This window comes from Variovorax paradoxus (genome assembly GCF_040544635.1).
GTDB lineage: Bacteria > Pseudomonadota > Gammaproteobacteria > Burkholderiales > Burkholderiaceae_C > Variovorax > Variovorax paradoxus_R.
The window spans coordinates 23,672-48,468 of sequence record NZ_JBEPKJ010000011.1 but is presented as its reverse complement, the minus strand read 5'-3'; the positions used below and the strand labels follow the sequence as shown (position 1 = coordinate 48,468).

25 protein-coding genes and 1 tRNA gene are annotated in these 24,797 nt (G+C 64.2%); 10 read left to right on the top strand and 16 right to left on the bottom strand.

Going from position 1 to position 24,797, the window contains the following annotated elements; translation table 11 throughout:
* The first annotated feature begins 112 nt into the window (after window positions 1-112).
* Complete coding sequence (locus ABIC94_RS18835; RefSeq protein ID WP_354374515.1) at window positions 113-334, top strand: hypothetical protein; 222 nt, start codon at window positions 113-115, stop codon at window positions 332-334.
* Here ABIC94_RS18835 and ABIC94_RS18830 read toward each other — a convergent pair.
* Window positions 331-1,191, bottom strand: a complete 861-nt coding sequence (locus ABIC94_RS18830) for a LysR family transcriptional regulator (protein ID WP_354374514.1) — start codon at window positions 1,189-1,191, stop codon at window positions 331-333. The two genes, ABIC94_RS18835 and ABIC94_RS18830, sit on opposite strands and share 4 nt — an antisense overlap.
* Before the next feature lie 120 nt (window positions 1,192-1,311).
* On the opposite strand from ABIC94_RS18830, the gene ABIC94_RS18825 reads away from it, so the two are divergent.
* Window positions 1,312-1,548, top strand: a complete 237-nt coding sequence (locus ABIC94_RS18825) for a hypothetical protein (RefSeq protein WP_354374513.1) — start codon at window positions 1,312-1,314, stop codon at window positions 1,546-1,548.
* A gap of 18 nt (window positions 1,549-1,566) precedes the next feature.
* On the opposite strand, the gene ABIC94_RS18820 is transcribed toward ABIC94_RS18825, so the two are convergent.
* The 11 genes from ABIC94_RS18820 to oxc all read right to left on the bottom strand — a co-directional run bounded on the left by ABIC94_RS18820 (window position 1,567) and on the right by oxc (window position 13,775).
* Entirely contained in the window at window positions 1,567-2,514 is a 948-nt protein-coding gene (locus ABIC94_RS18820) for a LysR family transcriptional regulator (protein ID WP_354374512.1), read from the bottom strand.
* A gap of 71 nt (window positions 2,515-2,585) precedes the next feature.
* On the bottom strand, window positions 2,586-4,001 hold the full coding sequence (pyk, locus tag ABIC94_RS18815; protein WP_354374699.1) for a pyruvate kinase: 1,416 nt from the start codon (window positions 3,999-4,001) through the stop codon (window positions 2,586-2,588).
* Window positions 4,002-4,065: 64 nt separating this feature from the next.
* Entirely contained in the window at window positions 4,066-5,079 is a 1,014-nt protein-coding gene (locus ABIC94_RS18810) for a 2-dehydropantoate 2-reductase (protein ID WP_354374511.1), read from the bottom strand.
* Between the two features lie 39 nt (window positions 5,080-5,118).
* A complete protein-coding gene (locus tag ABIC94_RS18805; protein ID WP_354374510.1) occupies window positions 5,119-5,904 on the bottom strand; it encodes a fumarylacetoacetate hydrolase family protein in 786 nt (261 codons plus the stop codon).
* Window positions 5,905-5,944: 40 nt separating this feature from the next.
* Window positions 5,945-6,844 carry a succinate--CoA ligase subunit alpha gene (gene sucD / locus ABIC94_RS18800; protein ID WP_354374509.1) on the bottom strand — a complete coding sequence of 300 codons (900 nt, stop codon included), beginning with the start codon at window positions 6,842-6,844 and terminating at the stop codon, window positions 5,945-5,947.
* Window positions 6,845-7,175: 331 nt separating this feature from the next.
* Window positions 7,176-8,348: an ADP-forming succinate--CoA ligase subunit beta gene (gene sucC, locus ABIC94_RS18795; RefSeq protein ID WP_354374508.1), complete on the bottom strand. Its 1,173-nt coding sequence runs from the start codon at window positions 8,346-8,348 to the stop codon at window positions 7,176-7,178.
* A 7-nt stretch (window positions 8,349-8,355) separates the two neighbouring features.
* Window positions 8,356-8,739 carry a hypothetical protein gene (locus ABIC94_RS18790; RefSeq protein ID WP_354374507.1) on the bottom strand — a complete coding sequence of 128 codons (384 nt, stop codon included), beginning with the start codon at window positions 8,737-8,739 and terminating at the stop codon, window positions 8,356-8,358.
* A 150-nt stretch (window positions 8,740-8,889) separates the two neighbouring features.
* Window positions 8,890-10,137: a formyl-CoA transferase gene (frc, locus tag ABIC94_RS18785; protein WP_354374506.1), complete on the bottom strand. Its 1,248-nt coding sequence runs from the start codon at window positions 10,135-10,137 to the stop codon at window positions 8,890-8,892.
* Window positions 10,137-10,574 carry a PAS domain-containing protein gene (locus ABIC94_RS18780; protein ID WP_354374505.1) on the bottom strand — a complete coding sequence of 146 codons (438 nt, stop codon included), beginning with the start codon at window positions 10,572-10,574 and terminating at the stop codon, window positions 10,137-10,139. Before ABIC94_RS18780 ends, frc (ABIC94_RS18785) begins: the two co-directional genes overlap by 1 nt.
* Before the next feature lie 71 nt (window positions 10,575-10,645).
* Complete coding sequence (gene frc, locus ABIC94_RS18775) at window positions 10,646-11,917, bottom strand: formyl-CoA transferase (RefSeq protein WP_354374504.1); 1,272 nt, start codon at window positions 11,915-11,917, stop codon at window positions 10,646-10,648.
* Window positions 11,918-11,954: 37 nt separating this feature from the next.
* Window positions 11,955-13,775 (bottom strand): oxalyl-CoA decarboxylase, encoded by a 1,821-nt coding sequence (oxc, locus tag ABIC94_RS18770; protein ID WP_354374503.1) that lies wholly within the window; start codon window positions 13,773-13,775, stop codon window positions 11,955-11,957.
* A gap of 156 nt (window positions 13,776-13,931) precedes the next feature.
* Here oxc and ABIC94_RS18765 point away from each other — a divergent pair, with 156 nt between their 5' ends.
* Window positions 13,932-14,540, top strand: coding sequence for a Crp/Fnr family transcriptional regulator (locus ABIC94_RS18765; RefSeq protein WP_354374502.1), 609 nt, complete (start codon window positions 13,932-13,934; stop codon window positions 14,538-14,540).
* Window positions 14,541-14,571: 31 nt separating this feature from the next.
* Here the strand turns inward: ABIC94_RS18765 and ABIC94_RS18760 are convergent, their stop codons facing one another.
* The 4 genes from ABIC94_RS18760 to ABIC94_RS18745 all read right to left on the bottom strand — a co-directional run bounded on the left by ABIC94_RS18760 (window position 14,572) and on the right by ABIC94_RS18745 (window position 18,636).
* Window positions 14,572-15,408, bottom strand: coding sequence for a cytidylate kinase family protein (locus tag ABIC94_RS18760; protein ID WP_354374501.1), 837 nt, complete (start codon window positions 15,406-15,408; stop codon window positions 14,572-14,574).
* Between the two features lie 16 nt (window positions 15,409-15,424).
* Window positions 15,425-16,954, bottom strand: coding sequence for a tripartite tricarboxylate transporter permease (locus tag ABIC94_RS18755; protein ID WP_354374500.1), 1,530 nt, complete (start codon window positions 16,952-16,954; stop codon window positions 15,425-15,427).
* A gap of 21 nt (window positions 16,955-16,975) precedes the next feature.
* Window positions 16,976-17,497, bottom strand: a complete 522-nt coding sequence (locus ABIC94_RS18750) for a tripartite tricarboxylate transporter TctB family protein (protein ID WP_354374698.1) — start codon at window positions 17,495-17,497, stop codon at window positions 16,976-16,978.
* 116 nt (window positions 17,498-17,613) lie between these two features.
* Window positions 17,614-18,636 carry a Bug family tripartite tricarboxylate transporter substrate binding protein gene (locus ABIC94_RS18745; RefSeq protein WP_436318049.1) on the bottom strand — a complete coding sequence of 341 codons (1,023 nt, stop codon included), beginning with the start codon at window positions 18,634-18,636 and terminating at the stop codon, window positions 17,614-17,616.
* 318 nt (window positions 18,637-18,954) lie between these two features.
* Here ABIC94_RS18745 and ABIC94_RS18740 point away from each other — a divergent pair, with 318 nt between their 5' ends.
* The 7 genes from ABIC94_RS18740 (at window position 18,955) to ABIC94_RS18710 (ending at window position 24,452) form a co-directional block, all read left to right on the top strand.
* Entirely contained in the window at window positions 18,955-19,194 is a 240-nt protein-coding gene (locus ABIC94_RS18740; RefSeq protein WP_354374498.1) for a hypothetical protein, read from the top strand.
* A gap of 66 nt (window positions 19,195-19,260) precedes the next feature.
* Window positions 19,261-19,335 (top strand) — tRNA-Arg (locus ABIC94_RS18735).
* Window positions 19,336-19,521: 186 nt separating this feature from the next.
* Window positions 19,522-20,745, top strand: coding sequence for a tyrosine-type recombinase/integrase (locus ABIC94_RS18730; RefSeq protein ID WP_354374497.1), 1,224 nt, complete (start codon window positions 19,522-19,524; stop codon window positions 20,743-20,745).
* Between the two features lie 268 nt (window positions 20,746-21,013).
* Window positions 21,014-21,643, top strand: coding sequence for a hypothetical protein (locus ABIC94_RS18725; protein ID WP_354374496.1), 630 nt, complete (start codon window positions 21,014-21,016; stop codon window positions 21,641-21,643).
* A 173-nt stretch (window positions 21,644-21,816) separates the two neighbouring features.
* Window positions 21,817-22,005 carry a helix-turn-helix transcriptional regulator gene (locus ABIC94_RS18720; RefSeq protein ID WP_354337956.1) on the top strand — a complete coding sequence of 63 codons (189 nt, stop codon included), beginning with the start codon at window positions 21,817-21,819 and terminating at the stop codon, window positions 22,003-22,005.
* Window positions 22,006-22,032: 27 nt separating this feature from the next.
* On the top strand, window positions 22,033-22,869 hold the full coding sequence (locus ABIC94_RS18715) for a hypothetical protein (protein ID WP_354374495.1): 837 nt from the start codon (window positions 22,033-22,035) through the stop codon (window positions 22,867-22,869).
* Complete coding sequence (locus tag ABIC94_RS18710; RefSeq protein ID WP_354374494.1) at window positions 22,866-24,452, top strand: YfjI family protein; 1,587 nt, start codon at window positions 22,866-22,868, stop codon at window positions 24,450-24,452. Before ABIC94_RS18715 ends, ABIC94_RS18710 begins: the two co-directional genes overlap by 4 nt.
* Window positions 24,453-24,797 lie beyond the last annotated feature (345 nt).

Genomic DNA, 24,797 nt, shown 5'->3' with positions numbered 1-24,797 from the left:
TCTGCGCCCTCCAATACAAGGAACGACGATGCACGATGATGGAGACAAGGGCGGGTGTTCCCGGCTGGACCGTCAGAAGTACGACCCCCCTGGGTACTCGCGAACCACGTTCTTGCGCAACGCACTCCGCTGCGTGATTGCAGCCATTGCCGCAGGCGCCGCGGTGGCGTCCATTCCCTATTGGGGCGGCGATGACTTTCCGCTGATGGGCCTGATCGTCTACGTGGCCGGCATGGTGTTCATCGCAATGCCGCTGTGCCTTTACTACGAGTCCCTGCTCCAGTCGCACGAAGAGCGCGTGGCGCACGCAAGGCACACGCTGACCCCCACCTAGTCTGCATTGGCGGGTTTGGCCTTCACCACCTGCCTGAGGCCCGCCAAGGCGGGATCGACGATGGCCGCATCCGCACCCACCGCATACACCGCATAGGCCGGATAAAGAAACTCCGGCGTGTTGGGCACCCGGCGCAGCCGGCCCGATTCGAGGTGGCTGCGCACCACGTCGCGCCTGAAGTAGCCCGTGCCGCCCGCGGCCAGCAAATACTCGCGGCCAAGCGGCCCCAGCCCTGCCATCACCGCGGCATTGGAGAGCTCCGGAAACGCAAGGCCGTGCTGCGCCGCGAACTCCGGGCCCCAGTCCACGTAAACGTAGTCCGCAGGCTTGGGCACGCGCGGGCGCTGCGCGGTGGTGACCATGACGAGCTTCTCTTCGATAAGCAACTCCACGCGCAGGCCGGGCCGTTGCTGCGGTGCGTAGGCAATGGCGATGTCGAGCACGCCCGAGGCCACCTTGTCGAGCAGGTCGTGCGGAAAACCGACCTCGGTGCGAATGGCCAGGTGCGGCGCGGCGGTGCGCATCCAGAGCAGCCATTGCAGCAGCAGCGGGTCCCACAGGCTGATCTCGCATCCGATGGCGAGCACGGCGCGGCTGCCGCTCGGCACCGCCACCTGATGACGCGCGCGCTCCCACACCTGCACCAGCGTGGTGGCGTGCGGCAAGAACTGCTCGCCTGCCGTGGTGAGCACCGCACCCGCCTTGTTGCGCACGAAGAGCGGCCGGCCCAGCAATTCTTCGAGCGTGCGCACGCGCGCGCTCACCGAAGTCTGCGTCACGTGCAGCCGCTCGGCCGCGCGCTGGAAGCTGCGGGTGTCCACGATCGCGAGAAAGGTCCGGGCCAGGTTGATGTCCATCTTGGCGCCTCCAGTTTGAATGCATTATTTTTGCATTCAAATGACAATTAATATCGTTTTACTTGATGAGAACGCAGCCGGAAGATCGAGGCATCCAAAAAGCAACCAAGGAGCTTCCAAATGCCGACCCTTCGCCAACCGTTCCATCCCGCCTCTTCCGAGAGCTTCGTCGATGCGTTCAAGGCGCTTGTCGACGAAGCCCTGATGCTCGCCGAGGCCCTGTTGAGCCCGAACAAGATCATCAGCGAGGTGGAGCAGATGCGTTCGCTGCAGGTTGCGGCGGACAACATCGAAGCCACCGATCCGGCGCAAGCCGAGGTGCTGCGTTCGCGCGCTTCGCGTATCGGCCTGCGCTGACCGCCGCCGCCCGCGGTGTCAAGGCAGCCGCGTGTCCTGGGAGGCCGACTCGAACGGCACGATCTGCGAAATGAGCGTCGGCCCATCCGCGAGCAGAAAGTCCTTGAAGGCTTGCGCCACCGGTGGAAGGCGCTTGCTGCGCCGGTGCACCACGTACCAGTTGAGCATCAGTGGAAAGCCCTGCACATCGAGCACGCACAAGCTGCCTGCGCGGGTCTCCTGGCTGATGGTGTGAGCCGACACAAAGCTCACGCCCATGCCCGCGATGACGGCCTGCTTGATCGTTTCGGTGCTGCGGATCTCCATCGCGATGTTGATGCCGCTCAGGTCGCCGCCGAAGCCCTCTTCCATCGAATGCCAGGTGTCCGAGGCCTTTTCGCGCACCACGAAAGGCTCGCGCATGAGCCGGTTCAGCGGGATTCGCGGCACGCCCACCAGCGGATGGTTGGGCGCCGCGACGATCACATAAGGGTGCGGCGCGAAGGGCTGGTTGACCGTGTCCAGATCGGTCGGGGGCCGCACCATGATCGCCAGGTCGGTGAGGTTCTCCGCGATGTGGGTCATGAGCCCCTCGCGGTTGTGCACCGTGAAATTCAGCGTCACGCCGCGATGCCGGCTCGCGAACTCCACCAGGAGGCGCGGAAAGAAATAGTCGCCCGCGCTGATCACGCCCACGTTGAGCTTGCCGCCCGACACGCCGTTGAACTGCAGCATTGCGTTCTCGGCCGCCTCGAACTGCTGGATGATCGCGCGGCTGATCTGCAGCAGCTCGGTGCCCGCGGGGGTCAGGTAGATCTTCTTGCCGAACTGCTCGAAGAGCGCATTGCCCGCATGTTCCTCGAGCTTGCGCACCTGTGTGGAAACGGCCGGCTGCGTGAGGTGAAGCTCCTCCGCCGCGCGCGAGAAGCTCAGCAACCGCGCCACCGCTTCGAAGACTTTCAACTGGCGCAGGGTCGCGTGCTTCATTCGGAAAAAGATGGCTGCTGCCGCAATCGGCCAGGCATCGTACTGCGCACCAGGCCGCTATCGAGAAGGGCTCAGGGAATCCGCGCGACGTGCAGCAGGTTCGTCGTTCCCGAAAGCCCGAACGGAAGACCGGCCACCACCACCACGTCGCTGCCGGTGTTCGCGAAGCCTTCGGTGCACGCCACGCGGCAGGCGCACTCGATCATCTCGGCCACGTCGTGCACGTCGTCGACCAGCACCGCATGCACGCCCCACACCATCGCCATGCGCCGGGCCGTGGCAATGTCGGGCGTCAGGCTCAGAATGGAAACGGCCGGCCGCTCGCGCGCGGCGCGCAGGCTGGTAAAGCCCGAGGACGTGTAGGTGACGGTGGCAGCGGGCGCAAGCAGCGCGGCCACCTGGCGCATCGAAGCGCACACCGCATCGGCCGTGGTCGAGAGCGACGCCTCATGCGTGGCGTCGATGCCGATGCGGTAGGACGGATCGGCTTCCACGCGCGAGATGATGCGGTCCATCATGGCCACGGCCTCGAGCGGGTATTTGCCCGAGGCGGATTCGGCCGACAGCATGACCGCGTCCACGCCGTCGTAGATGGCGGTTGCAACGTCGGACACCTCGGCGCGCGTGGGCACCGGTGCGGCAATCATCGACTCGAGCATTTGCGTGGCCACCACCACCGGCTTGCCGCGCTTGCGGCAGGCGCGCACGATGAGCCGCTGCAGCTCGGGCACGCGCTCGGGCGGCAGCTCCACGCCCAGGTCGCCGCGCGCCACCATGACGCCATCGCACAGGTCCACGATGGCGTCCAGGTGGTCGATGGCCGCGGGCTTCTCGAGCTTGGCCATGATCCACGCGCGGTTGCCGATGATGGCGCGCGCCTCTTCGATGTCTTCAGGCCGCTGCACGAAAGAAAGCGCCACCCAGTCCACGCCCATTGCAAGGCCGCAGGCCAGGTCGTCCAGGTCCTTGGGCGTGAGCGGCGAGATCGGCAGCAGCACGCTCGGCACGTTGACGCCTTTGCGGTCAGAGATGGGTCCGCCGACGAGCACCGTGGTTTCGGCAAAGTCGGCGCCGTAGCTGTCGACCCGCAGCCGCAGCTTGCCGTCGTCGAGCAGCAGCTCCGTGCCGACCTGCAGCGCCGCGAAAATTTCCGGATGCAGCAGCGGCGCGCGACTCGCATTGCCACTCGTTCGGTCCATGTCCAGGCGGAACCGCGACCCGGCATCGAGCTGCGCGCGTCCGCCTTCGAAGGTGCCCAGCCGCAGCTTCGGCCCTTGCAGGTCGAGCAGCACGCCGATGGGTCGGCCGAACTCTTTTTCGAGACGCCGGATCGTGTCGAGGCGGCGTGCATGGTCATGCTGCGTGCCGTGGCTGAAGTTGAGCCGGAACACGTCCACGCCGCGTTCGAACAGGGCACGGATGGCCGGTTCGTCGGTGGTCGCAGGGCCCAGCGTGGCAACAATCTTCGCGCTGCGTGTACGTCGCATCATCCGTTCCATTTCATTGATCACAGCGCACACATGCTGCGCAAAATTGCCCAGCCCAGTGGTGCTAGCCGGCCATCTCTTGAAGACAAACCCGGCCACGCTGCTCTTCCATGGTACGCGCCAGCAATTTGACGAGCGCATACACGGTGTCGATGTGCGGCGTGGGGGTGTCGGTGAGCCGGGCCAACTCGACCACGGCGCCCACCAGCGCGTCGATCTCCGGCGCGCGTCCGGCTTCGACGTCCTGCAGCATCGAGGTCTTGTGCTTGCCCACCTTCTCGGCGCCGGCAATGCGCTTGTCGAGCGTCACGCGGAACTCGATGCCCAGCTTGTGCGCCACCGCCTGCGCCTCTCCCATCATCGCGGCGGCCAGTTCGCGCGAGGGCGGGTACTGGCAGATGTCGACGAGTGTCGAATGCGAGAGGCTGCTGATCGGGTTGAAGGTCAGGTTGCCCCAGAGCTTGAGCCAGATTTCAGCGCGGATGTTGTCGAGCACCGGTGCCTTGAAGCCGGCCGCGGTGAAGCAGGCCGAGACGCGGTTCACGCGTTCGCTCGATGCGCCGTCGAGCTCGCCGACCGGAAAACGGTCGCCTTCGATGTGCTTCACCACGCCCGGCGCTATCAGCTCCGAGGCCGGGTACACCACGCAGCCGATAACGCGCTCGGCCGGGATCTTTGCAGCAACAAGGCCGGTAGGGTCGACACTGCGAACGGGCGTGCCCGCCAGGGCGCCGCCATGGTTGTGGAAGTACCAGAACGGGATGCCGTTCTGCATCGTGACCACGACGGTCTCGGGCCCGAACAGCTTGGGAACGTCGTTCGCCACGGCCTCGACCTGGTGCGCCTTCATCGCCAGGATGACGATGTCCTGCGGGCCTGCCTGGTCATAGCGGTCAGTCGCTTTTGCGTTGAGCGCCACCTGCTCCGTTCCGTCGGCTCCGATGAGCTTGAAGCCGTTGGTGGCAATGGCGTCCAGATTCTTTCCGCGCACGATGAACGTCACGTCCTCGCCGGCCAGGGCGAGCTTTGCGCCCACCAGGCCGCCGATGGCGCCCGCTCCGATGACTGCTATCTTCATGTCGATCCCCAAGTTGTTGATTCTTTGCGCGCGGGCAGGTCAGCCAAAGCGGTTGCCGAGCCTGCCGATGCCGCCGATCTCTACCTCGACAAGGCTGCCGGGCTTCATCGAACCGACGCCGATGGAAGTGCCGCACAGGATCACGTCGCCGGGGTACAGCGTCATGTCGAGGGAGATCAGGCTCACGAGTTGCTGGACCGAAAAGCGCATGTCGCTGATCGGGTAGTTCTGGCGCACCTCGCCGTTGAGCAGCGTGGTCACGGTCAGCGTTGCGGGGTCGAGGCCGGTGGCCACCACCGGGCCCATGGGGCAGAAGGTGTCGAAGCCCTTGGCCCGCACCCACTGGGTGAACGAAGCGTCGCGGTTCAGTATGTCGGCCACCGTCACATCGTTGGCGCAGGTGTAGCCGAACACGTGGCCGAGCGCTTCCGCCTCTGGCACGGCGGTGCAGGTCTTGCCGATGACGATGCCGAGCTCGCCCTCGAACACCACCTTGCCGTCGCATAGGGGCTTGCGGATGTCCGCGCCGGGTGCGAGGTAGGAGTTGGGCGACTTCAGCAGGTAGAGCGGCTCCGCCGGCACCGGCAGGTTCAGCTTCTCGCCGAGTGCGTGAAAGTTGTTCCACAGCGCGATGACCTTGGTCGGCTCGGTGGGCGTGAGCAGCCGCACGCCGGAGAGCACGAACACGCGGCCGGTCGGCTCGGGGTGGTCGAACATGTTGCCGCGGTGCTCGTGCACGGTGTCTCCTTCGAGCGTGCCGAAGCCGGTTTCGCCGCCGTGCTCGAAACGGACCCATCGCTGCTGTTGCTGTGCTTGTTGCTGCATGTCGTGCCTTCCTTGGTTTCTGTTGGAGTGGTTTTCCGGCTCAGTCGAAAGGCAGGTAGTCGGGGACCACGAGCGATGCGAGCAGCTTGCCCATCTCGGCGGGGTTGTCGGTCACGTGAATGCCGCACTCCTTCATGACCGCGAGCTTTTCCTGCGCGGTTCCCTTGCCGCCGGAGACGATGGCGCCCGCATGGCCCATGCGTTTGCCGGGCGGTGCGCTGGCGCCGGCAATGAAGCCGACCACGGGCTTTTGCATGTGGTCCTTGATCCAGCGCGCGCAAATCTCTTCGTCGTTGCCGCCGATTTCACCGACCATGATCACGGCGTCGGTGCGAGGATCGTCGTTGAACATCTTGAGCACGTCGACGTGCCGCAGCCCGCCGACGGGGTCGCCGCCGATGCCGACGACGGTCGACTGCCCGATGCCAAAGCTCGCAAGCTGGCTCGCGGCCTCGTAGGTGAGCGTGCCCGAGCGCGACACCACGCCGATGCGGCCCTTCTGGTGGATGTGGCCGGGCATGATCCCGATCTTGATTTCGTCGGGCGTGATGAGGCCTGGGCAATTGGGGCCGAGCAGCAGGGTCTTGCTGCCTTCCATGCGATGCCGTGTGCGGATCATGTCGCGCACCGGAATGCCTTCGGTAATGCACACGACCAGGTCGAGGCCGGCGTCGACGGCCTCGTCGATGGCAGCAGCGGCGAAGGGCGGCGGCACGTAGATGACGGAGACGGTGGCGCCGGTTTCGGCCTTGGCTTCTTTCACGGTGCCAAAGACCGGGATGCCGTCGAATGACTTGCCCGCCTTGTTGGGGTTCACGCCGGCGACGAAACACTTCTGCCCGTTGCCGTAGTCGCGGCACATGGCGGTGTGGAACTGTCCTGTCTTGCCGGTGATGCCCTGGGTGATCACGCGGGTGTGCTTGTTGACGAGGATCGACATCTTCAGCTCTCCACCTTGCGTTGCTTGTGTTCTTGGCGCTGCTGTTCAGGGCGCGTGCAAAGGCCACCGGGTACTCCCCTCCGCGAATGTCCCCCGCCTTCGGCTCCTCCTTTATTTCGCTGCGGGGAGCACCCGATGCCCTGTGCACTGGGGCGCGTTCGTGGTGCATCGCTGATCAACGACCGCTCTGTGCAACGCTCACGTCGATGGGGTGCCTTGCGCAGCGAAATAAAGGAGGAGGCCGCAGGCCGGGGGACATTCGCGGAGCAAGGTACCCCGTCGGCGGGTGCGCGCCCTGAACGCACAACGCGACGAATCGAAGAGCAAGTTTTCATCGAGCCCCCCGCCGAGCCGCAGCCACGACTGTCTGAGCCGCGTCCGCCATGTCGCTCGCGGAGATGATCGGAAGCCCCGATTGCCCGAGGACGGTCCGCCCCAGGGTTTCGTTGGTGCCCTTCATGCGCACAACGAGCGGCACAGACAGTTCGACCTCGCGCGCCGCGGCGATGATGCCGCGAGCAATCACGTCGCACTTCATGATGCCGCCGAAGATGTTGACCAGAATGGCGCGCAGGTTCGGATTGCGCAGCATGAGCTTGAAGGCTTCCGTCACCTTCTCGGCCGTGGCGCCGCCGCCCACGTCGAGAAAATTGGCGGGCGATCCGCCGTAGAGCTTGATCGCGTCCATCGTCGCCATTGCCAGGCCCGCACCGTTCACCAGGCAGCCGATGTCGCCGTCGAGTGGAATGTAGGAAAGATCGAACTTCGACGCCTCCACCTCAGCCGGGTCTTCCTCGTCGAAGTCGCGCATCGCCGCGATCTCCGGCTGGCGAAAAAGCGCGTTCGGATCGAAGTTGAACTTGGCGTCCAGCGCCATCACGCGGCCGTCGCGTGTCAGCACCAGCGGGTTGATCTCGGCCAGCGATGCGTCGCAGGCGTCGAAGGCCTGGTACAGGTTCTGCACCAGCGTGCGCACCTGCAGCATCGACTTTCCCGAAAAGCCGATGTCGCGCGCAATGCCATCCGCCTCGGCCGCCTTCACGCCTGTGGTGGGGTCGATGAACAGCTTGCGGATTTTTTCCGGCGTGCGTGCCGCAACCTCTTCGATGTCCATGCCGCCTTCGCTCGACGCCATCAGCGCAACGCGGCGCGAGTCGCGGTCGACCACCATGCCGAGATAGAACTCCTTCTCTATCTCGACGCTCTCCTCGACCAGCAGCCGCTTCACCAAGCGGCCTTCGGGGCCGGTCTGGTGCGTTTTCAAGGTCATGCCCAGCAACTCGTCGGCGTGGCGCCGTACTTCGGCGGGCGACCACGCGAGCCGGACACCACCTCCCTTGCCGCGGCCGCCGGCATGAATCTGCGCCTTCACCACCCATGCCCTGCCGCCGAGCCGCGTGGCGGCATCGGCCGCCTCGTCCGGAGAAAAGCAGGCATATCCACGCGGCGTGGGCACGCCGTATTTGCGCAATACGTCTTTGCCTTGGTATTCGTGGATATTCATGGCAATTTCAGGCGCCGAGTTCGGCGCCGCGGCTTTCGGCCCAATTGAAATAGCGCTTTTTCATGCCGCCGGCATCGAGCTCGCGCTTTTGATGCTCTTCCTTCTTTTGCTCGATGACTTCGGCCAGGAATTTGGCGTCGTAGGCGCGCAGAAGATGCGGCTGGTGAGTGTTCAGATACTGGCAGAGCCGCTCGATTCCGTCCTGGCTCTGGCGCAGCAGCTGGCAGTAGATTTCCCGGTCCCAATGCCACCGGAATCCCAATTCATAGAACGCCGCGTTGTAGGCATTGCGCTCCGTTTCGCTGCTCCAGTATTGAATCGGCAAATCATCGATCATGAAATTTCTCCTAAAAATTGAACGCCGGGCGGCAAATTCTTTGCGGGTCGGCATGATCAAAATGTAGATTCGATGATCGATAAATAATAGTTAAACTATTTTATTGAATGCATTCACGATAAGTTATACATAAATGGCCGTGAATTACCACTGCGGATGCATTTGCCACCCGCGGTTCCTTAAGCCCTCAGGCAACGCTTCAGCTCAGATCACACCCTCGGCCCGCAGCGCCTCGACATCGCTCGCGGTGTAGCCCAGCTGCATCAGCACTTCTTCGGTGTGCTCGCCGAGCAGCGGCGAGCGCGTCACTTCGGTCGGGCTGTCAGACATCTTGATCGGGTTGCCCACCGTCAGGTATTTGCCCCGGGTCGGGTGGTCCACCTCGACGATGGTGCCGGTCTCGCGCAGCGACTCGTCGGCGGCAATTTCCTTCATCGAAAGAATCGGCCCGCACGGAATGTCGTACTGGTTGAGGATGTCCATGGCCTCGAACTTCGTCTTGGTCATGGTCCATTGCTCGATGCGCGCGAAGATCGGCTTCAGGTGCAGCAGGCGCGCCGCGGGCGTGGCGTAGGCCTCGTCGTTGATCCAGCCTTCCTCGCCGATGACCTTGCACACCGCGGGCCACACGGCCCCCTGCGTGATGAAGTAGATGTAGGCATTGGGATCGGTCTCCCAGCCCTTGCACTTGAGAATGGAGCCAGGCTGGCCGCCGCCCGAGGCATTGCCCGCGCGCGGCACCGCGTCGCCGAACTTGCCGTCGGGGTACTGCGGGTACTCGTGCATGGTGCCGGTGCGCTCCAGGCGCTGCTGGTCGCGCATCTTCACGCGGCAGAGGTTCAGCACCGCATCCTGCATGGGCGCGAGCACCTGCTGGCCGCGGCCCGTGTTGTTGCGCTGGTAGAGCGCCGCCACGATGCCCAGCGCCAGGTGCAGGCCGGTGCCGCTGTCGCCGATCTGCGCGCCCGTGACGACCGGCGGGCCGTCTTCGAAGCCGGTGGTCGACGCCGCGCCGCCTGCGCACTGGGCGACGTTCTCGTACACCTTGCAGTGTTCGTACTTGCCGGGGCCGAAGCCCTTGACCGACGCCACGATCATGCGCGGGTTCAGCTCCTGGATGTGGGCCCAGGTAATGCCCATGCGGTCGAGCGCGCCGGGCGCGAAGTTCTCCACCAGCACGTCGCAAGTCTTGATCAGCGTGTCGAGTACCTTCTTGCCCTTGGGCTTCTTGGTGTCGAGCGTGATCGAGCGCTTGTTGTGGTTCAGCATCGTGAAGTAGAGGCTGTCCACGCCGGGAATGTCGCGCAGCTGGCCGCGCGTTGCGTCTCCTTCGCCGGCACGCTCCACCTTGATCACGTCAGCGCCGAACCACGCCAGCAACTGCGTGCACGTGGGGCCGGACTGCACATGGGTGAAATCGAGAATACGAACGCCCGCTAGTGCCTTGCTCATCAGCTGTCTCCTTTGATCGTGGTCTCTGCTTCTTGCAGACGAGCGCGCAATTTACGCTCTTCGGCAAAGCGGGCGGTTTCATCTCGCACGAAGGCGACGATGCCCGTGACTTCACGAGTCTCCGAGAACAGCATCGACACCGTGAAGGCGATCGACAGCGTGTGCCCGTCCTTGTGCAGCGCCGGTACGCGCAGCAGATCGGCACCGTACTTGGTGATGCCGGTTTCCATGGTCTTGTTGTAACCGTCCCAGTGGCGCTGACGCTGCCGCTGGGGAATGATCATGTCGAGCGACTGGCCCAGTGCCTCGGCTTCGGTGAAACCGAAGATGCGCTCGGCGGCACGGTTCCAGAGCGTGATCGCCCCTTTCGCATCACACACCATGATCGCGTCGCCGGCGCCTTCGACGAGCTGCTTGAAATCAACGTTCGCTTGCATGTTTACCTCTGGCGCTTCATGTCAGTTCCCGGCTCGCCTGCCGTCAAGCGGGCGAGCCGGGGTGGGGTCCGCTACACAGCCTTGGCTTCTTTCAGGTTGTCGATCTGTTGCTTGGTGTAGCCCAGTTCCGCCAGCACCTCGTCAGTGTGCTCGCCCAGCAGCGGCGAGGCGGTGACCTCGGGCTTGAGGTCCGAGAACTTGATCGGGCTGCCGATGGTCCAGTAGCTGCCGCGCTCCTTGTGCGGAACTTCGACGATGGAGCCGCTCTTGCGCAGCGACTCGTCGTGCAGCAGTTCCTTCATCGACAGCACCGGGGCGCAAGGAATGTCGTGCTTGCGGAAGATGTCCACGGCCTCGAACTTGGTCTTGTCCTTGATGAAGTCCTCGATGGTCGCGAAGATCTGGTCGATGTGCGGCTGGCGGGCCTTGGGGGTCATGTAGTCCGGATCGGTCTTCCACTCGGGCTTGCCGAGCGCGTCGCAGATCGGGTCCCAGGCGTGGCCCTGCACCGTGAAGTAGATGTAGGCGTTGGGGTCGGTCTGCCAGCCCTTGCACTTCAGGATCCAGCCCGGCTGGCCACCACCGCCGGCGTTGCCGCCGCGCGGCACGACTTTGTCGGCGAACGCCTCCATTTCGTGCGGGTACTGGGGGTATTCCTCCAGGTAGCCCACGCTGTCCAGGCGCTGCTGGTCGCGCATCTTCACGCGGCACAGGTTGAGCACGGCGTCCTGCATCGAGCAGGCCACCTTCTGGCCCTTGCCGGTCTGCTGGCGGCCGATGATGGCCGTCAGGATGCCGATGGCCAGGTGCATGCCGGTGTTGGAGTCGCCCAGCGCGGCCGCCGAGATCGTCGGGGCGGAGTTTTCGCCCTTCCACCAGCCGGTGGTGGAGGCGGCGCCGCCGGCGCACTGCGCCACGTTCTCGTACACCTTCAGGTCCTCGTAGTGGTGGCCGTCGCTGAAGCCCTTGACCGAGGCGACGATCATCTTGGGGTTCAGTTCCTGGATGCGCGTCCAAGTGAAGCCCATGCGGTCCAGCGCGCCGGGGCCGAAGTTCTCGACCAGCACGTCGGATTCGCGGATCAGCTTCTCCAGCACCGCCTTGCCCTCGGGCTTCTTGGTGTCCAGCGTGATCGAGCGCTTGTTGCTGTTCAGCATGGTGAAGTACAGCGCGTCGACGTTCGGGATGTCGCGCAACTGGCTGCGCGTGACGTCGCCGGCGCCCGGGCGCTCGACCTTGATGACGTCGGCACCGAACCAGGCCAGCATCTGGGTACAGGCCGGGCCGGCTTGCACGTGCGTGAAGTCGATGATCTTGATGCCGTTGAGGGGTTTGTTGCTCATGTGGAAATCTCCTGGGTTGCCTTGAATAACGGGTGCTTCACTTCTTCTTCGCCGTGCTCGGATTGAGGCTGGTGATCCGGCCGCTCTCCGTTCCAGCGGTCTCGTCGATCACGGCGTTGATCAGGGTCGGACGGCGCGAGGCCACGGCTTCGGCCAGCGCCTTCTGCAATTCATCCGCGGTGGTGGCGTTGACGCCTACGCCGCCGAAGGCCTCCATCAGCTTGTCGTAGCGCGCGTTCTTCACGAACACGGTGGGCGCCACGTCCGGTGTGCCGCTCGCGTTCACGTCAGTGCCGCGGTAGACGCCGTTGTTGTTGAACACGATGATGCAGATCGGCAGGTTGTAGCGGCAGATGGTCTCCACCTCCATGCCGCTGAAGCCGAAGGCGCTGTCGCCCTCGATGGCGATCACCGGCTTGTCGGTGACCACCGCGGCCGCGACGGCAAAGCCCATGCCGATGCCCATGATTCCCCAGGTGCCCACGTCGAGGCGCTTGCGCGGCTCGTACATGTCGACGATGCTGCGCGCGAAGTCGAGCGTGTTGGCGCCCTCGTTCACCACGATGGCGTCGGGCCGCGCCTTTACCTGGTCGCGAATCACGCTCAGCGCGCTGTGGAAGTTCATCGGCGAAGGCCGCGCGGCCAGCGTGGCGGCCATCTTCGACAGGTTCTTGTCCTTGCGCTCGGCAATGGCACCGGTCCATTCGACCGGCGGCTTGGCCCACTTGGCATCGACGCCCGCGAGCAGCGCCGCCACGCAGGAGCCGATGTCGCCGATCACCGGTGCGGCAATGGCCACGTTGCTGTCGATTTCGGTCGGCGCAATCTCGATCTGGATGAACTGCTTGGCGCCCTTCTCCTGGCCCCAGGTCTTGCCCTTGCCATGCGAGAGCAGCCAGTTGAGGCGCGCACCGACCAGCATCACCACATCGGCCTCCTGCAGCACATAGGAGCGCGCGGCCGCGGCCGACTGCTCGTGCGTGTCGGGCAGCAGGCCCTTGGCCATCGACATCGGCAGGTAGGGAATGCCGGTCTTTTCGATCAATGCGCGGATGTCGGCATCGGCCTGTGCGTAGGCTGCGCCCTTGCCCAGCAGGATCAACGGCTTCTTCGCACCCTTGAGCAGGTCGAGCGCGCGCTTCACTGCGTCAGGCGCCGGAATCTGGCGCGGTGCCGGGTCGACCACCTTGATGAGCGACCTGCGGCCGGCCTCGGCGTCCATGGTCTGCGCGAACAGCTTGGCCGGCAGGTCGAGGTACACGCCGCCCGGGCGGCCCGACAGGGCCGAGCGGATGGCCCGCGCAATGCCCACGCCGATGTCTTCGGCATGCAGCACGCGGAAGGCGGCCTTGCACAGCGGCTTGGCGATGGCGAGCTGGTCCATCTCCTCGTAGTCGCCCTGCTGCAGGTCGACGATCTCGCGCTCGCTCGAGCCGCTGATGAGAATCATCGGGAAGCAGTTGGTGGTGGCGTTCGCCAGCGCCGTCAGGCCGTTCAGGAAGCCGGGCGCCGACACCGTCAGGCAGATGCCCGGTTTCTGGGTGAGAAAACCGGCGGCGGCGGCAGCGTTGCCCGCATGCTGCTCGTGGCGGAACGAGATGACGCGCAGGCCTTCTGCCTGTGCCATGCGGGTCAGGTCGGTGATCGGGATGCCCGGGAGGCCGAAGATGGTGTCGATGTCGTTCAGCTTCAGCGCATCGATGACCAGGTGGAAGCCGTCGATCGTGGTGTCGTGCGCCTCCTCCGTGGGTTGCTTGAGTGCGAGCACGACCGCGTCGCCTTCGGCAGCCTTGTTCTTTGGCTTGAGGGCGTCGTCGAGGGTCGTGGATGCCTCTTTATCCGTTCTTACTGAAGACATGTCTCTCCTTCTTGCTTGGGTGAATGGCCGAGGCCCGAGCCGGGACTATGATTCGGGGGCATGCTTTCAGGCGTTGACCTCGGTCAACTTTCCGGAAAACGGCACCGGCCAGATGAACCAGATGTTGTTGTTGCGAATTCGAGCAAGACGGGACCCATGACGTTGTTGGAAAACCACCCGGAGAAAAACATCATTCGCGCGCAGCTCCGGCAGAACATCCTTCTCAAGGACCTGAGCGAGAGCGACCGCGCCGAGCTGGAAACCCATCTCGTCATCGTGGACGGCAACAAAGGCGACTTTCTGTTGCACCAGGGCGTGCGCGAGATGGAGCAGTACTTCATCCTCGACGGCATCCTCAAGCGGGTGGTGAGCAACCCGGAGGGCAAGGAAATGATCCTTCGCTTTGCCGATGCGCACGACATGGAAACCAGCTATGCGGCACTGCGGCTGGGCACGCCCACGCCCTACGGCATCGTGTGCGTCACCAAGGCCCGGGTGGCCAGCCTGCCGCTGAAGGAGTGGATCGCGTTCCTCGACCGCCACCCCGAGACCAAGGAGCTGTTCGAGTACTGCGTGATGCGCGGCATGAGCGAAATCATGGCGCACACCATCACGCTGCATTTGCTCGACGCGCCCGGCCGCGTGCACCGGTTCACGCGCAAGCACCCCGAGCTGGAAGACCGCATTCCGAGCAAGGAGCTTGCGTCGTACCTCAATCTCTCCGCAGAAACCCTGAGCAGGCTGCGAAAGCGCGGAAAGATCTAGGCAGGCGCACAGGCACAGGCGCGCGCGGTGCTCAGGTCTGCTTCGCCGACGCGAAGCGGCGCGGAACGGTCATCAGGCGCAGCGCGTTGTCGACGCCGCTCACGCCGTCGACCTTGGAGGCCACGCCCTCCGTGAGGGTGCGCTCCTGTGCATTGAGCACGATGCCGCTCAGCGTGACCTTGCCCTGGTCGGCCTCGACGGTCACGCGGATGTCACCGGTCGCCTCGTTGTCCTTCAGCGCCGACTTCACGCGCGCCGCAAGCGCCATGTTGGCCAGCAGTGCCCGCGAAGCCGGGGTCTCGGCGAACTCCGGGCGTTCCACCAGCGCGCGGATCTGCGCCACGCAGCTGTCCACCGAAAGGCGATCGGTGTTGAGCACCAGGTCGTAGAGCACCGGGTCGCCCCATGTCACACCAAATTGCGCATGCATGCGCGCCGCGTGCGCGTCGTCGCTGCGCCGGATCTCGGCTTCGGCGAACTCGGCGTCGTCGGTCTCCAGGTGTGCCATCAGCCACTCGACCCGCTTCTTCATGGAGCGCGTGATGCGCACGCACACCACGTGCGGCACCGGCCGCAGCAGGCAGGTGGCGCCCCAGCCGCGCAGCACCACGTTGCCGCGGTCTGCCAATGCAAAGAGTTCCTCGGCCGTATACAGCGCGAGGCTGCGCTTGTCGGCGGTGAGCCGTTCGACAAAACCGGCCTTGCCGTCGCGCAGGCGGCCGATGAAGCTGGTCGGCACCTGCATGCGGTCGGCCACGCGCTCGATCGTTTCGTGGCGCATGATCTCGAGGCCGAGCTGCTCGGCGAGGCGCTGCGACACGTCCTTGGCGAGGGAACCCATTTCCTGGGTGAGTGCAATCACTGGCATATCGTTGCTCCCTTGCTCAGTCCACCGGCCGTTCGACGGCGAATTCGTCGTGCTTCTTCGGCTTGACGAATGCCAGCGCCCTGGAGATCAGCGGCCAGAACAGCAGCAACAGCGCCAGCGTGGTGATGCCGCCGACCAGCGGGTTCGAGAACATGATCATCACGTCGCCTTGCGAGACCAGCATGGCCTGGCGGAACGAGTCTTCCGCCTTGTCGCCGAGCACCAGCGCCAGCACCAGCGGCGCCAGCGGGAAGTCGAGCTTCTTGAACAGATACCCCACCACGCCGAAGCCCAGCATGAACCAGATGTCGAGCATCGCGTTGTGCACCGTGTAGGCGCCGATGGCGCAGATCACGATGATCACCGGCGCAATGATCGAGAACGGAATGCGCAGGATCGAAGCGAACAGCGGCACGGTGCTCAGCACCACGATAAGGCCGACGATGTTGCCCAGGTACATGCTGGCGATCAGGCCCCAGACGAAGTCCTTCTGCTCGACGAACAGCAGCGGTCCGGGCTGCAGGCCCCAGATCAAGAGGCCGCCCAGCAGCACCGCGGCCGTGGGCGAACCCGGAATGCCGAGCGCCAGCATCGGCAGCAGCGCGCTGGTGCCTGCGGCGTGCGCCGCGGTCTCGGGCGCCACGACGCCTTCCATCTGGCCGGTGCCGAACTTGGAACCGCGCTTCGACATCTTCTTGGCCAGGCCGTAGGCCATGAACGAAGCCGGTGTGGCGCCGCCGGGCGTAATGCCCATCCAGATGCCGATGAGCGAGCTGCGCAGCGACGTCACCCAGTACTGCGGCAGTTGCTTCCAGGTCTGCAGCACCACCTTCGGATCGATCTTCGCGCTCTTGCCGGAGAACTTGAGGCCCTCTTCCATCGACAGCAGGATTTCGCCGATGCCGAACAGGCCGATGACCGCAATCAGGAAGTCGAAACCGCGCATCAGCTCGGGCTGGCCGAACGTGAGCCGCAGTTGGCCCGTGACCGTGTCCATGCCCACGCTCGCCAACGCGAAGCCGAGCGCCATCGACGCCAGGATCTTGAACGGCGACCCCTTGCCCATGCCCACGAAGCTGCAGAAGGTGAGCAGGTACACCGCAAAGAATTCGGGCGAACCGAATTTCAGCGCGAACTTGGCCACCAGCGGCGCCAGGAAAGTGATCATGATCACCGCCAGCAGCGCGCCGACGAACGACGAGGTAAACGCCGTGGTCAGCGCCGCGCCCGCATTGCCCTGCTGCGCCATGGGGTAGCCGTCGAAGGTGGTGGCCACCGACCACGGTTCACCGGGGATGTTGAACAGGATGGAGGTAATGGCTCCGCCGAACAACGCGCCCCAGTAGATGCACGACAGCATGATGATCGCCGAGGTAGGCGACATCGTGAAAGTGAGGGGCAGCAGAATGGCCACCCCGTTGGCACCGCCCAAACCGGGGAGCACGCCAATCAGCACCCCCAGGATGATGCCCACGAACATCAGGCCGATGTTCATGGGTGTGAGGATCACCGAGAAGCCCTGCATCAGGGCACTGATTTCATCCATTTCGCATTTGCTCCGTGAGATTCAGTAGCCGAGAAAACGAAGGGGGTCGAGTGCGCCTTTGAACAGCGGCACCTTGAACCACACCTCGAACATGCAGAAGAACACCGTGTTGACCGCCAGCGCCGCAATGACGCTCTTCACCCACGAGTACTTGCCCAGGAACACCATGAACAGCGCGATGTAGATCGCCGATGCCACGTACAGGCCGAGCAATGAAATCGCCCCGACGTAGACCGTGGCCGGCAGCAGCACCGACAGCACGCGCTTGAGCTGCACCGAATCGACGAAGACCTCGGTCTTCTTGGCTTTGCCGAGCAGTGCCTGGTACAGGATGCCGGCGCCGGAAATCGCGATGATCACGCCGATGTAGAACGGGAAATATCCCGCGCCGGGACCGTCGCTGGTCCAGCCGGAGCCCAGCCTCTGGCTCTCGTAGATCACCACCAGCCCTATGACCAGCAGGACTACCGCAACCACCGCTTCGACCACGTTGGTCGCTACGCCCGTGCGTACCGCGCCGTCGGAATTCTCGTCGTGCTCCATGGAGTCCCCATCGTTCATTTGTATGTGCCGTGAAAAAAACGAGAGTGCAGCGCTCCGCCCGCCGCCCAGCCGGCGGCAGTCTCGTCAGGCGCGACGCGCTGCAGGGCGCTCGGTTGCTATTTGCTGCTCGCCAGGAAACCGGCTTCGCTCATCAACGTGCGGTGGGTAGCCTCCGCTTCGGTGAGCCACTTGGCGAAGGGCTCGCCCGTCATGAACGTCGGGTTGAATGCGCCCTTCTCCATGTATTCCTTCCAGTCCGGCGTGGCCGCGATCTTGGTCAGCAGATCGACGTAGAACGCGCGCTGCTCGGGCGTGACGCCGGCGGGCATGAAGATGCCGCGCAGCATGGTGTACTTGGTCGGAACGCCGGCTTCCTTGCAGGTGGGAACGTCGTTCCACGACTGCGTTTCGGTCACCTTGGCCTTGAACGGCATGCGCTCCTCGTCGAACACGCACAGCGCGCGCAGCTTGCCCGCGCGCCACTGGGCCACGGCCTCGATCGGGTTGTTCACGGTGGAGTTCACATGGCCGCCCACCAGTTGCACCGCCACTTCGCCGCCGCCCTTGAACGGCACGTAGATGAACTTGGTGCCGGTGGCCTTCTCGAGCGCCACCGTGATGATCTGGTCTTCCTGCTTGGAGCCGGTGCCGGCCATCTTGAACTTGTTCGGGCCCGCCGCCTTTGCCGCCGCGATGTACTCCGAGGCGTTCTTGTACGGCTGATCGGCATTGGTCCACAGCACGAACTGGTCGAGCGCCAGCATCGCTACGGGCGTCATGTCCTTCCAGTTGAAGGGCACGCCGGTGGCCATGGGCGTGGTGAACAGGTTGGAGAGCGAGATGATGATCTTGTGCGGATCGCCCTTGGCTTCCTTCACCGCCAGAAAGCCCTCGGCGCCTGCGCCGCCCGACTTGTTGACGACGATGAGCGGCTCCTTCATCAGCTTGTACTTGATGACGATGCCCTGCAGCAATCGGCCCATCTGGTCGGCGCCTCCGCCGGTCCCTGCGGGAATGACGAACTCCACCGGCTTGGTGGGTTCCCATGCAGCGGCCGGTGTGGCGGCTGCGAGTGCCAGCATGGCGACGGTGAGGACTTTTGCCCGACAAGCGTGGGCACGCGAAAAGAAGTTCTTCATCATGTTGTCTCCTGTGTAAGGGTGCGCTCTATTTTTTAAAGAATCTGAGCCGAGATGCGAACAGGGCAGATGGTGCGCGCAGCACGAACGTCGCTTGCTTGACCATGGTCAACTTTTCAAAGATTTTGTCTTGGGGTTAGCCCGCGCCGGGCCATGCACAGGCGAGGCTACCCATGGGTAGACCACGGCGCTCCGCGCCGCCGATGAACGCATCGCAGACACCCGGAGCGGGCACTCCGATCCTCATGTCTGGGGGAATATCCGGGTAAACCCTAGAATAGAGGGTCATCCCACTCACGAAATCCAGGAGTCCCCCTTATGTCTACCCTTGACCAGTCGTCCAGCGCGAGCGCACTCGGTGGTGGCTTGGCTGGCGCGCTCAAGGCGCTTGCGGCAGAAGCAAGCGTGCTCGTTCAGGCTTTGCTGAGCCCAAACAAGATCATCAGTGAGGTCGAAGAAATGCGCGCCCTGCAAACGCGCGCGAACCGCATCGAAGCGTCCGATCCGGAGCGCGCCGCCGTACTGCGCTGGCACGCCTCGCGCATCGGTCTGCGCTGAGCACGACCTACGCCTCACTGGGCGGTTCGAGACGCGACTGAACTGGTAAAGTGCGGGCCGTCTACCGTCTTCGTAGTTCAATGGATAGAACGGGGTCCTCCTAAGACTCAGATACAGGTTCGATTCCTGTCGAAGGCACCAAGAGATCACATCAAGTCGTCTCACATCATCCCAAAACCCGCTGCTTCCCTAGGAGCAGCGGGTTTTTCTTTGTCTGGTGTCGTCTCGCGTTGTAGCATTTCATCTCGGTACTTTGTCGGTACTTCTGTCGGTACCGACCGAGCTCCGGAATTGAAGTACCGACACACAAGAAAGCGCATAACGACAATGGCACTCGTAGACACCTTCGTCAGACAAGTCAAACACAAGGGAGCCGAAATCGGCGAGCGCTACGCCGATGGCGGCGGGATGTACCTGCGCGTGAAGGCGGCGGGCAAGTACTGGCGCATGGACTATCGCTTCGAGGGCAAGGCCAAGACCCTGGCCCTCGGCGTCTACCCCGAGGTCACGCTGGCCGAGGCCCGCCAGCGCCGCGACAAGGCCCGAAAGATCCTGGCGCACGGCATCGATCCCAGCGTGGTCAAGCGTGAGGAGAAGACAGCCAAGGCCGAGGCGGCCGCCAACACCTTCGAGGCTATCTCTCGCGACTGGCTCAAGAACACGGCCAACAAACGCGCAGAGGTGACGCAAGCCAAGATTACCAACTGGCTCGAAAAGGATGTGCTCCCCTACATCGGCAAGTGGCCCATCGCGACCATCAAGGCCAAGGACATCCTCGACAAGGTGATTCGGCGCATGGAGGCGCGCGGCATCCACGAAAGCGCCCATCGCATCGTGCAGATTTGCTCCCAGGTCTTTCGCTACGCCGTCGCCACCGGCGTGGTGGAGCGCGACGTGACGGCCGACCTTCGCGGCGCGTTGGTAGCCGTCGAGAAAACCAATTACGCGGCCATCACCGATCCACTGCAGACTGGCGCCTTGCTGCGCGCCATCCATGCCTATGGCGGCCATCGGTACACGCTCGCCGCCCTGAAGCTTTCCCCTCTTGTGTTCGTGCGTCCCGGCGAGCTGCGCACGGCTGAGTGGTCCGAAATCGACCTCGATTCCGCTGAGTGGCGAATCCCTGGTGCGAAGATGAAGATGGGCGTCGATCACATCGTGCCCCTGTCGGTGCAGGCTGTCTCCATCTTGCGCGACCAGCACGCGGCCACTGGCCACGGGCGGTACGTGTTTCCCAGCATCCGCACCGGCGAACGCCCCATGAGCGAAAACACCGTGAACGCCGCGCTGCGCGGTATGGGCTATGCCAAGGAAGTGATGACCGCGCACGGCTTTCGCGCGATGGCTCGCACGATCATGGACGAGGTGCTCGGCGAGCGCGTGGACTTCATCGAGCACCAGCTCGCGCACATGGTCAAGGACCCCAACGGCCGGGCGTACAACCGAACGGCGCACCTGCCCGCGCGACGCGAGATGATGCAGCGCTGGTCGGACTACCTCGACAAGTTGCGCATCGGTGCAGACGTGATCCCGCTGCGGGCGGCCGCCTGAGAGATCGGCGCGTCGTGCCGGGGTGGGCCGACGAACCACCCCCCGGCGCCTTGATTTGCTAATTGGCGAGCTGCGTGGATGTGCTTGAAGAGGGTTGGCTGCGCTGCCTCAACAGCGGCCTCCATGGGCAAGCGATGCCTTTTGCGTCTCAACCCGTCGCGGATAATTTCGCTCCCTCAATTTTCTGAGGGTGAGATCAATGATGTGCCTCGTTCCTAGGCTGACTGGCTTGGGATGGAACGTGGTGCTCTAAAAACATGAAGGCGCGATGTCATTACCCGAGATAGAAACATACTGGACGAGCGCTGAGGCGCGCATCGACAACGAACTGCTTCCCCTGGCGATCAAAGTCAAGTGCTTTCCAAAAGGCGCGACCGCAAGTGATCTCGGCAAGCACTTCCTTGCGCGGACGAGGGACGGGGATGGCCGGTTGACTGGCCCCAAGCGCAAGATAGCCGATGGGTTGCGAGCGCTATCTTTGCTATGCAAGACAGGCCAGTACTACTTGCTTTACCAGGTAACAGCGTATGCCGAATTGGAGAACGTCCCGATACCCGACCATCGCGCAGCAGATATGCGCATGATCGAAGAATCGTTCTTGCGCAGCCATTCGGAGCTCTACGCGCTGTTTGAGCAATACTCCATGCTAATTGAGGGCTACCTCGTAGCGATGAACGATATTTCGCAGCAGAACGTCGACCGTGGAGCGGCAGGACGACGGGAGCTCGGCGAGCAGACGATGAACAAAGTGAAGGAAGCAGCCCAAAAATTTATGCACCTTCCGAAGGATGCCGCCGCCTCGTTGATCAGCGAGGAAATCGGCAAGTCAGCGAGCACAGTGCGCAGGTTGCTTTCCGAGCAGTTCCCTGGTGCTGCGTGGCGGCGTCAAATCCGCTGATCCGACACATGACATCCGCCGACACGGTGGGTGACGCCCGCCGATGCGGCGCATGACATCCACTGATGCCTCATGCCGTTTCCATCGAAGCGGCGTAGCGCAATTGCTCCCATGAATTGACAGTCACTCCATACCGCACGCATGACGCAACGCGGGTTCAATTGGAGCGACGAATGGCATCACCTGCCCAGTCTTACCGCCCGAAGCAAGCGGCCGAATTGCTCGGCATCGGGACGGCCACCCTCTGGCGCTGGGTCAAGACCCGGCCCGACTTTCCACGGCCGATCCGCCTGTCGGCGCGCTGCACCGTCATTCCCGGCGACAAGCTGATTGCCTGGCGCGACGCCCAGGTCTCCAAGTGAGGGCTCGCCGAGCAAATGATGAGCAGCATGCTTGACGCCATGTGCGCAGCCGGCCTGGCGCCTGCAAAGGATTTGGACCTGGGCGCCGATGGCCGGTTGGTGCGCTACCGCGTAGAAGGTGACAAGCCGGGCAGTCGCAATGGCTGGGCCGTGCTGCACGACGGCCCGATGCGTGCAGGCGCCTTCGGCAGCTGGAAGACTGGGGAGACGCACACCTGGTGTGCGACCCCATCGCCCGGTGCCAAGCCTCCGACGCCGGCCGAGCGAGCCGCACTGCAGCGCGCGATGAAGGCCGCCCAACAAGCCCGCCTCGCCGAGCAACGGGCTGTGCATGCGTCTGCACGCGAGCGTGCGCAGAAACTATGGGCGCGAGCGCGGCCGGCGCAGGATGACCATCCCTATCTGCGGCGCAAGGGTGTGCCGGTCATCCCGGCCATCGGTATGCGGCAATTGCGCGATGCCTTGCTGATTCCCGCGCGAGATGCGGACGGCATCTTGCACACCCTGCAGTTCATCGGCCCAGACGGCGCCAAACGTTTCCTGACCGGTGGGCGCATCAAGGGGTGCTACTTCGCCATCGGAAAGGGACGGCCAGAGCGATGTCTGCTGCTCGCCGAAGGTCTGGCGACCGGCAGCACCCTCTATCAAGCCACCGGGCATGCGGTGGCCGTCGCCTTCAACTGCGCCAATTTGGAGCCCGTGGCGCGTGCGCTGCGCGCCAAGTTTCCCGCGCTGCGGCTGGTGGTCTGCGCCGACAACGACCGGCACACGCCAGGCAATCCCGGCGTCACGCACGCCCAGGCCGCCGCGCGCGCTGTGGGCGGCTGCGTCGCCATCCCCCGGTTCACAAGGAATGTCGCGTGATTGCCGCAACAGATTTCAACGACCTGGCCCAGTTGGCCAGCCTCGACGAGGTGCGTCACCAAGTTCACCAGGCTGCGGCGACGTTCCAACTCGTCGAAGCGATTGAAGCGGTTGAAGTGACCGAACCCCCGTCCTGGCCGGAGCCGATCCTGCCCGGCACCCTGCGCACCCCGACGATCCCCTGCGACGTGCTGCCCACCTGGATGGGGGCCATGGCGCAAGCCGTTTCCGAGAGCACACAGACCCCGCCAGCGTTGGCTGTCATGTCCTGCCTGGCTGTGCTCGCCACGGTGCTGCATCGGCGCTTCGAGGTCGCGCCCTTCGGCGATGACTACACCGAACCACTGGCACTGTGGACTTTGAGCGCCACACCCAGCGGCACACGCAAGTCCGCTGTCCTCAACGCCATGCTGGGGCCGTTGGTGCATTGGGAGGAAACGCTGCGGGACCGCATGCGCAGCACCATTGTCCGCATTGCCGCCACCCGCGCGGTGGCGAAGAAGCGCATCGAGCGGCTGCTGCAGGATGCGGCGAAGGCCAAGGACGAGAGCGAGCGCGAAGGCATTCGCAACGAGATCGCGCGCGAGGAAACCGACATGCCCGACGAAGCCCGGGCGCCTCGGCTGTTCACGGGTGACACCACGGCCGAGCGACTGCAGGCCTTGCTCGTGGAGCACGGCGAACGCATGGCGGTGCACTCGGATGAGTCGGGCATCTTCCTCATCATGGCCGGCATCTACAACGGTGGCGCGGCCAACATCGACGTGTTCCTGCAAGGCCATGCCGGCACGCCCATGCGCGTGGACCGGGCAGGCCGCGCGGCGCACGTCGACAAGCCCGCGCTGTCGTTTGGCCTGCTGCTGCAACCGGACGTGTTGGCGGATGTCGCCAGCTCGCGCCGCTTTCGTGCGTCGGGCCTGCTGGCGCGCTTCCTGTACGCCATGCCGGCCAGCAACGTCGGCAGGCGCGATGTGCGCAAACACACGCCCATCCCTGCCGATGTGCGCGATGACTACAAGCGGCACCTGTTCGGCCTGCTGGAGGGCGTGCCCGGCCCCTTGGCGGCGCCCAAGGTGCTGCCGCTGTCGGATGCAGCGCGCGGCGTTTGGCTCGATCTGGCCGAGGAGATCGAGCGCCAGCAGGGAGATGGCGGTCGGTATGAATCGATCAGCGATTGGACCGGCAAGCTGCCCGGCGCGGTGGCGCGCATCGCCGCGCTGCTGGAGCTGGCCGAGATGGGCCTCGCCAGCCAAGAGGTCAGTCAGGTGGCGATGGAGCGGGCGCTGCGTTTGGGCCGGCTGCTGATCCCGCATGCGCAGGCGGCGTTCGGGCTGCTGGGCACCGATGCCATCGATGGTGATGCGGCAGCGATCCTGAAATGGGCGCGCGCGGGCGGGTTGGCCGAGTTCACCCGGCGCGAATGCCAGAAGGCGCAGGAGGGGCGCTTCAGGAGCGTGGAGCGGCTGCAGAAGGCGCTGGACCGGCTGGAGCATCAGGACGTGGTGCGTGAGTTCAAGCGGCCCAACAGGGGCGCACCGGCGACCACTGCGTATCGCGTCAATCCGAGGGCTCTGTCGACATAACCGAGTGTGTCGCCATAACCCAAAAATAGACTTTTTCTTTCTATATCAATCACTTGCAGGGTTTGATGCCTACCCCTATCGACAATGTCGACAAACTCGACAAACGCCCCCTCGATCTGGGTCTGTCGAGTTTGTCGACATTGTCGATAGGGGGTAGGAGCCGATATCGCCGCGAGGGGGTGCCCACCCCGGTCGCGGGTCCTTCCTGGAAGTGCGCTGCACGGGTAATTCGAACCGCGAGTGCGGACTGTTTGACGCGGCCTCCTAAGGGGGTTAAGTGAAGACCAGATGGAGCAACCATGAGCAGTGGCGCCAGGCGCATCCGGACATAGATACCAAAGACTA

What these genes read in the sequence shown, in the direction of transcription:
- ABIC94_RS18830 (WP_354374514.1), bottom strand. Translation starts at nt 1,191, where the DNA reads ATGGACATCAACCTGGCCCGGACCTTTCTCGCGATCGTGGACACCCGC.
- ABIC94_RS18825 (WP_354374513.1), top strand. Translation starts at nt 1,312, where the DNA reads ATGCCGACCCTTCGCCAACCGTTCCATCCCGCCTCTTCCGAGAGCTTC.
- ABIC94_RS18820 (WP_354374512.1), bottom strand. Translation starts at nt 2,514, where the DNA reads ATGAAGCACGCGACCCTGCGCCAGTTGAAAGTCTTCGAAGCGGTGGCG.
- pyk (WP_354374699.1), bottom strand. Translation starts at nt 4,001, where the DNA reads ATGCGACGTACACGCAGCGCGAAGATTGTTGCCACGCTGGGCCCTGCG.
- ABIC94_RS18810 (WP_354374511.1), bottom strand. Translation starts at nt 5,079, where the DNA reads ATGAAGATAGCAGTCATCGGAGCGGGCGCCATCGGCGGCCTGGTGGGC.
- ABIC94_RS18805 (WP_354374510.1), bottom strand. Translation starts at nt 5,904, where the DNA reads ATGCAGCAACAAGCACAGCAACAGCAGCGATGGGTCCGTTTCGAGCAC.
- sucD (WP_354374509.1), bottom strand. Translation starts at nt 6,844, where the DNA reads ATGTCGATCCTCGTCAACAAGCACACCCGCGTGATCACCCAGGGCATC.
- sucC (WP_354374508.1), bottom strand. Translation starts at nt 8,348, where the DNA reads ATGAATATCCACGAATACCAAGGCAAAGACGTATTGCGCAAATACGGC.
- ABIC94_RS18790 (WP_354374507.1), bottom strand. Translation starts at nt 8,739, where the DNA reads ATGCCGACCCGCAAAGAATTTGCCGCCCGGCGTTCAATTTTTAGGAGA.
- frc (WP_354374506.1), bottom strand. Translation starts at nt 10,137, where the DNA reads ATGAGCAAGGCACTAGCGGGCGTTCGTATTCTCGATTTCACCCATGTG.
- ABIC94_RS18780 (WP_354374505.1), bottom strand. Translation starts at nt 10,574, where the DNA reads ATGCAAGCGAACGTTGATTTCAAGCAGCTCGTCGAAGGCGCCGGCGAC.
- frc (WP_354374504.1), bottom strand. Translation starts at nt 11,917, where the DNA reads ATGAGCAACAAACCCCTCAACGGCATCAAGATCATCGACTTCACGCAC.
- oxc (WP_354374503.1), bottom strand. Translation starts at nt 13,775, where the DNA reads ATGTCTTCAGTAAGAACGGATAAAGAGGCATCCACGACCCTCGACGAC.
- ABIC94_RS18765 (WP_354374502.1), top strand. Translation starts at nt 13,932, where the DNA reads ATGACGTTGTTGGAAAACCACCCGGAGAAAAACATCATTCGCGCGCAG.
- ABIC94_RS18760 (WP_354374501.1), bottom strand. Translation starts at nt 15,408, where the DNA reads ATGCCAGTGATTGCACTCACCCAGGAAATGGGTTCCCTCGCCAAGGAC.
- ABIC94_RS18755 (WP_354374500.1), bottom strand. Translation starts at nt 16,954, where the DNA reads ATGGATGAAATCAGTGCCCTGATGCAGGGCTTCTCGGTGATCCTCACA.
- ABIC94_RS18750 (WP_354374698.1), bottom strand. Translation starts at nt 17,497, where the DNA reads ATGGAGCACGACGAGAATTCCGACGGCGCGGTACGCACGGGCGTAGCG.
- ABIC94_RS18745 (WP_436318049.1), bottom strand. Translation starts at nt 18,636, where the DNA reads ATGAAGAACTTCTTTTCGCGTGCCCACGCTTGTCGGGCAAAAGTCCTC.
- ABIC94_RS18740 (WP_354374498.1), top strand. Translation starts at nt 18,955, where the DNA reads ATGTCTACCCTTGACCAGTCGTCCAGCGCGAGCGCACTCGGTGGTGGC.
- ABIC94_RS18730 (WP_354374497.1), top strand. Translation starts at nt 19,522, where the DNA reads ATGGCACTCGTAGACACCTTCGTCAGACAAGTCAAACACAAGGGAGCC.
- ABIC94_RS18725 (WP_354374496.1), top strand. Translation starts at nt 21,014, where the DNA reads ATGTCATTACCCGAGATAGAAACATACTGGACGAGCGCTGAGGCGCGC.
- ABIC94_RS18720 (WP_354337956.1), top strand. Translation starts at nt 21,817, where the DNA reads ATGGCATCACCTGCCCAGTCTTACCGCCCGAAGCAAGCGGCCGAATTG.
- ABIC94_RS18715 (WP_354374495.1), top strand. Translation starts at nt 22,033, where the DNA reads ATGCTTGACGCCATGTGCGCAGCCGGCCTGGCGCCTGCAAAGGATTTG.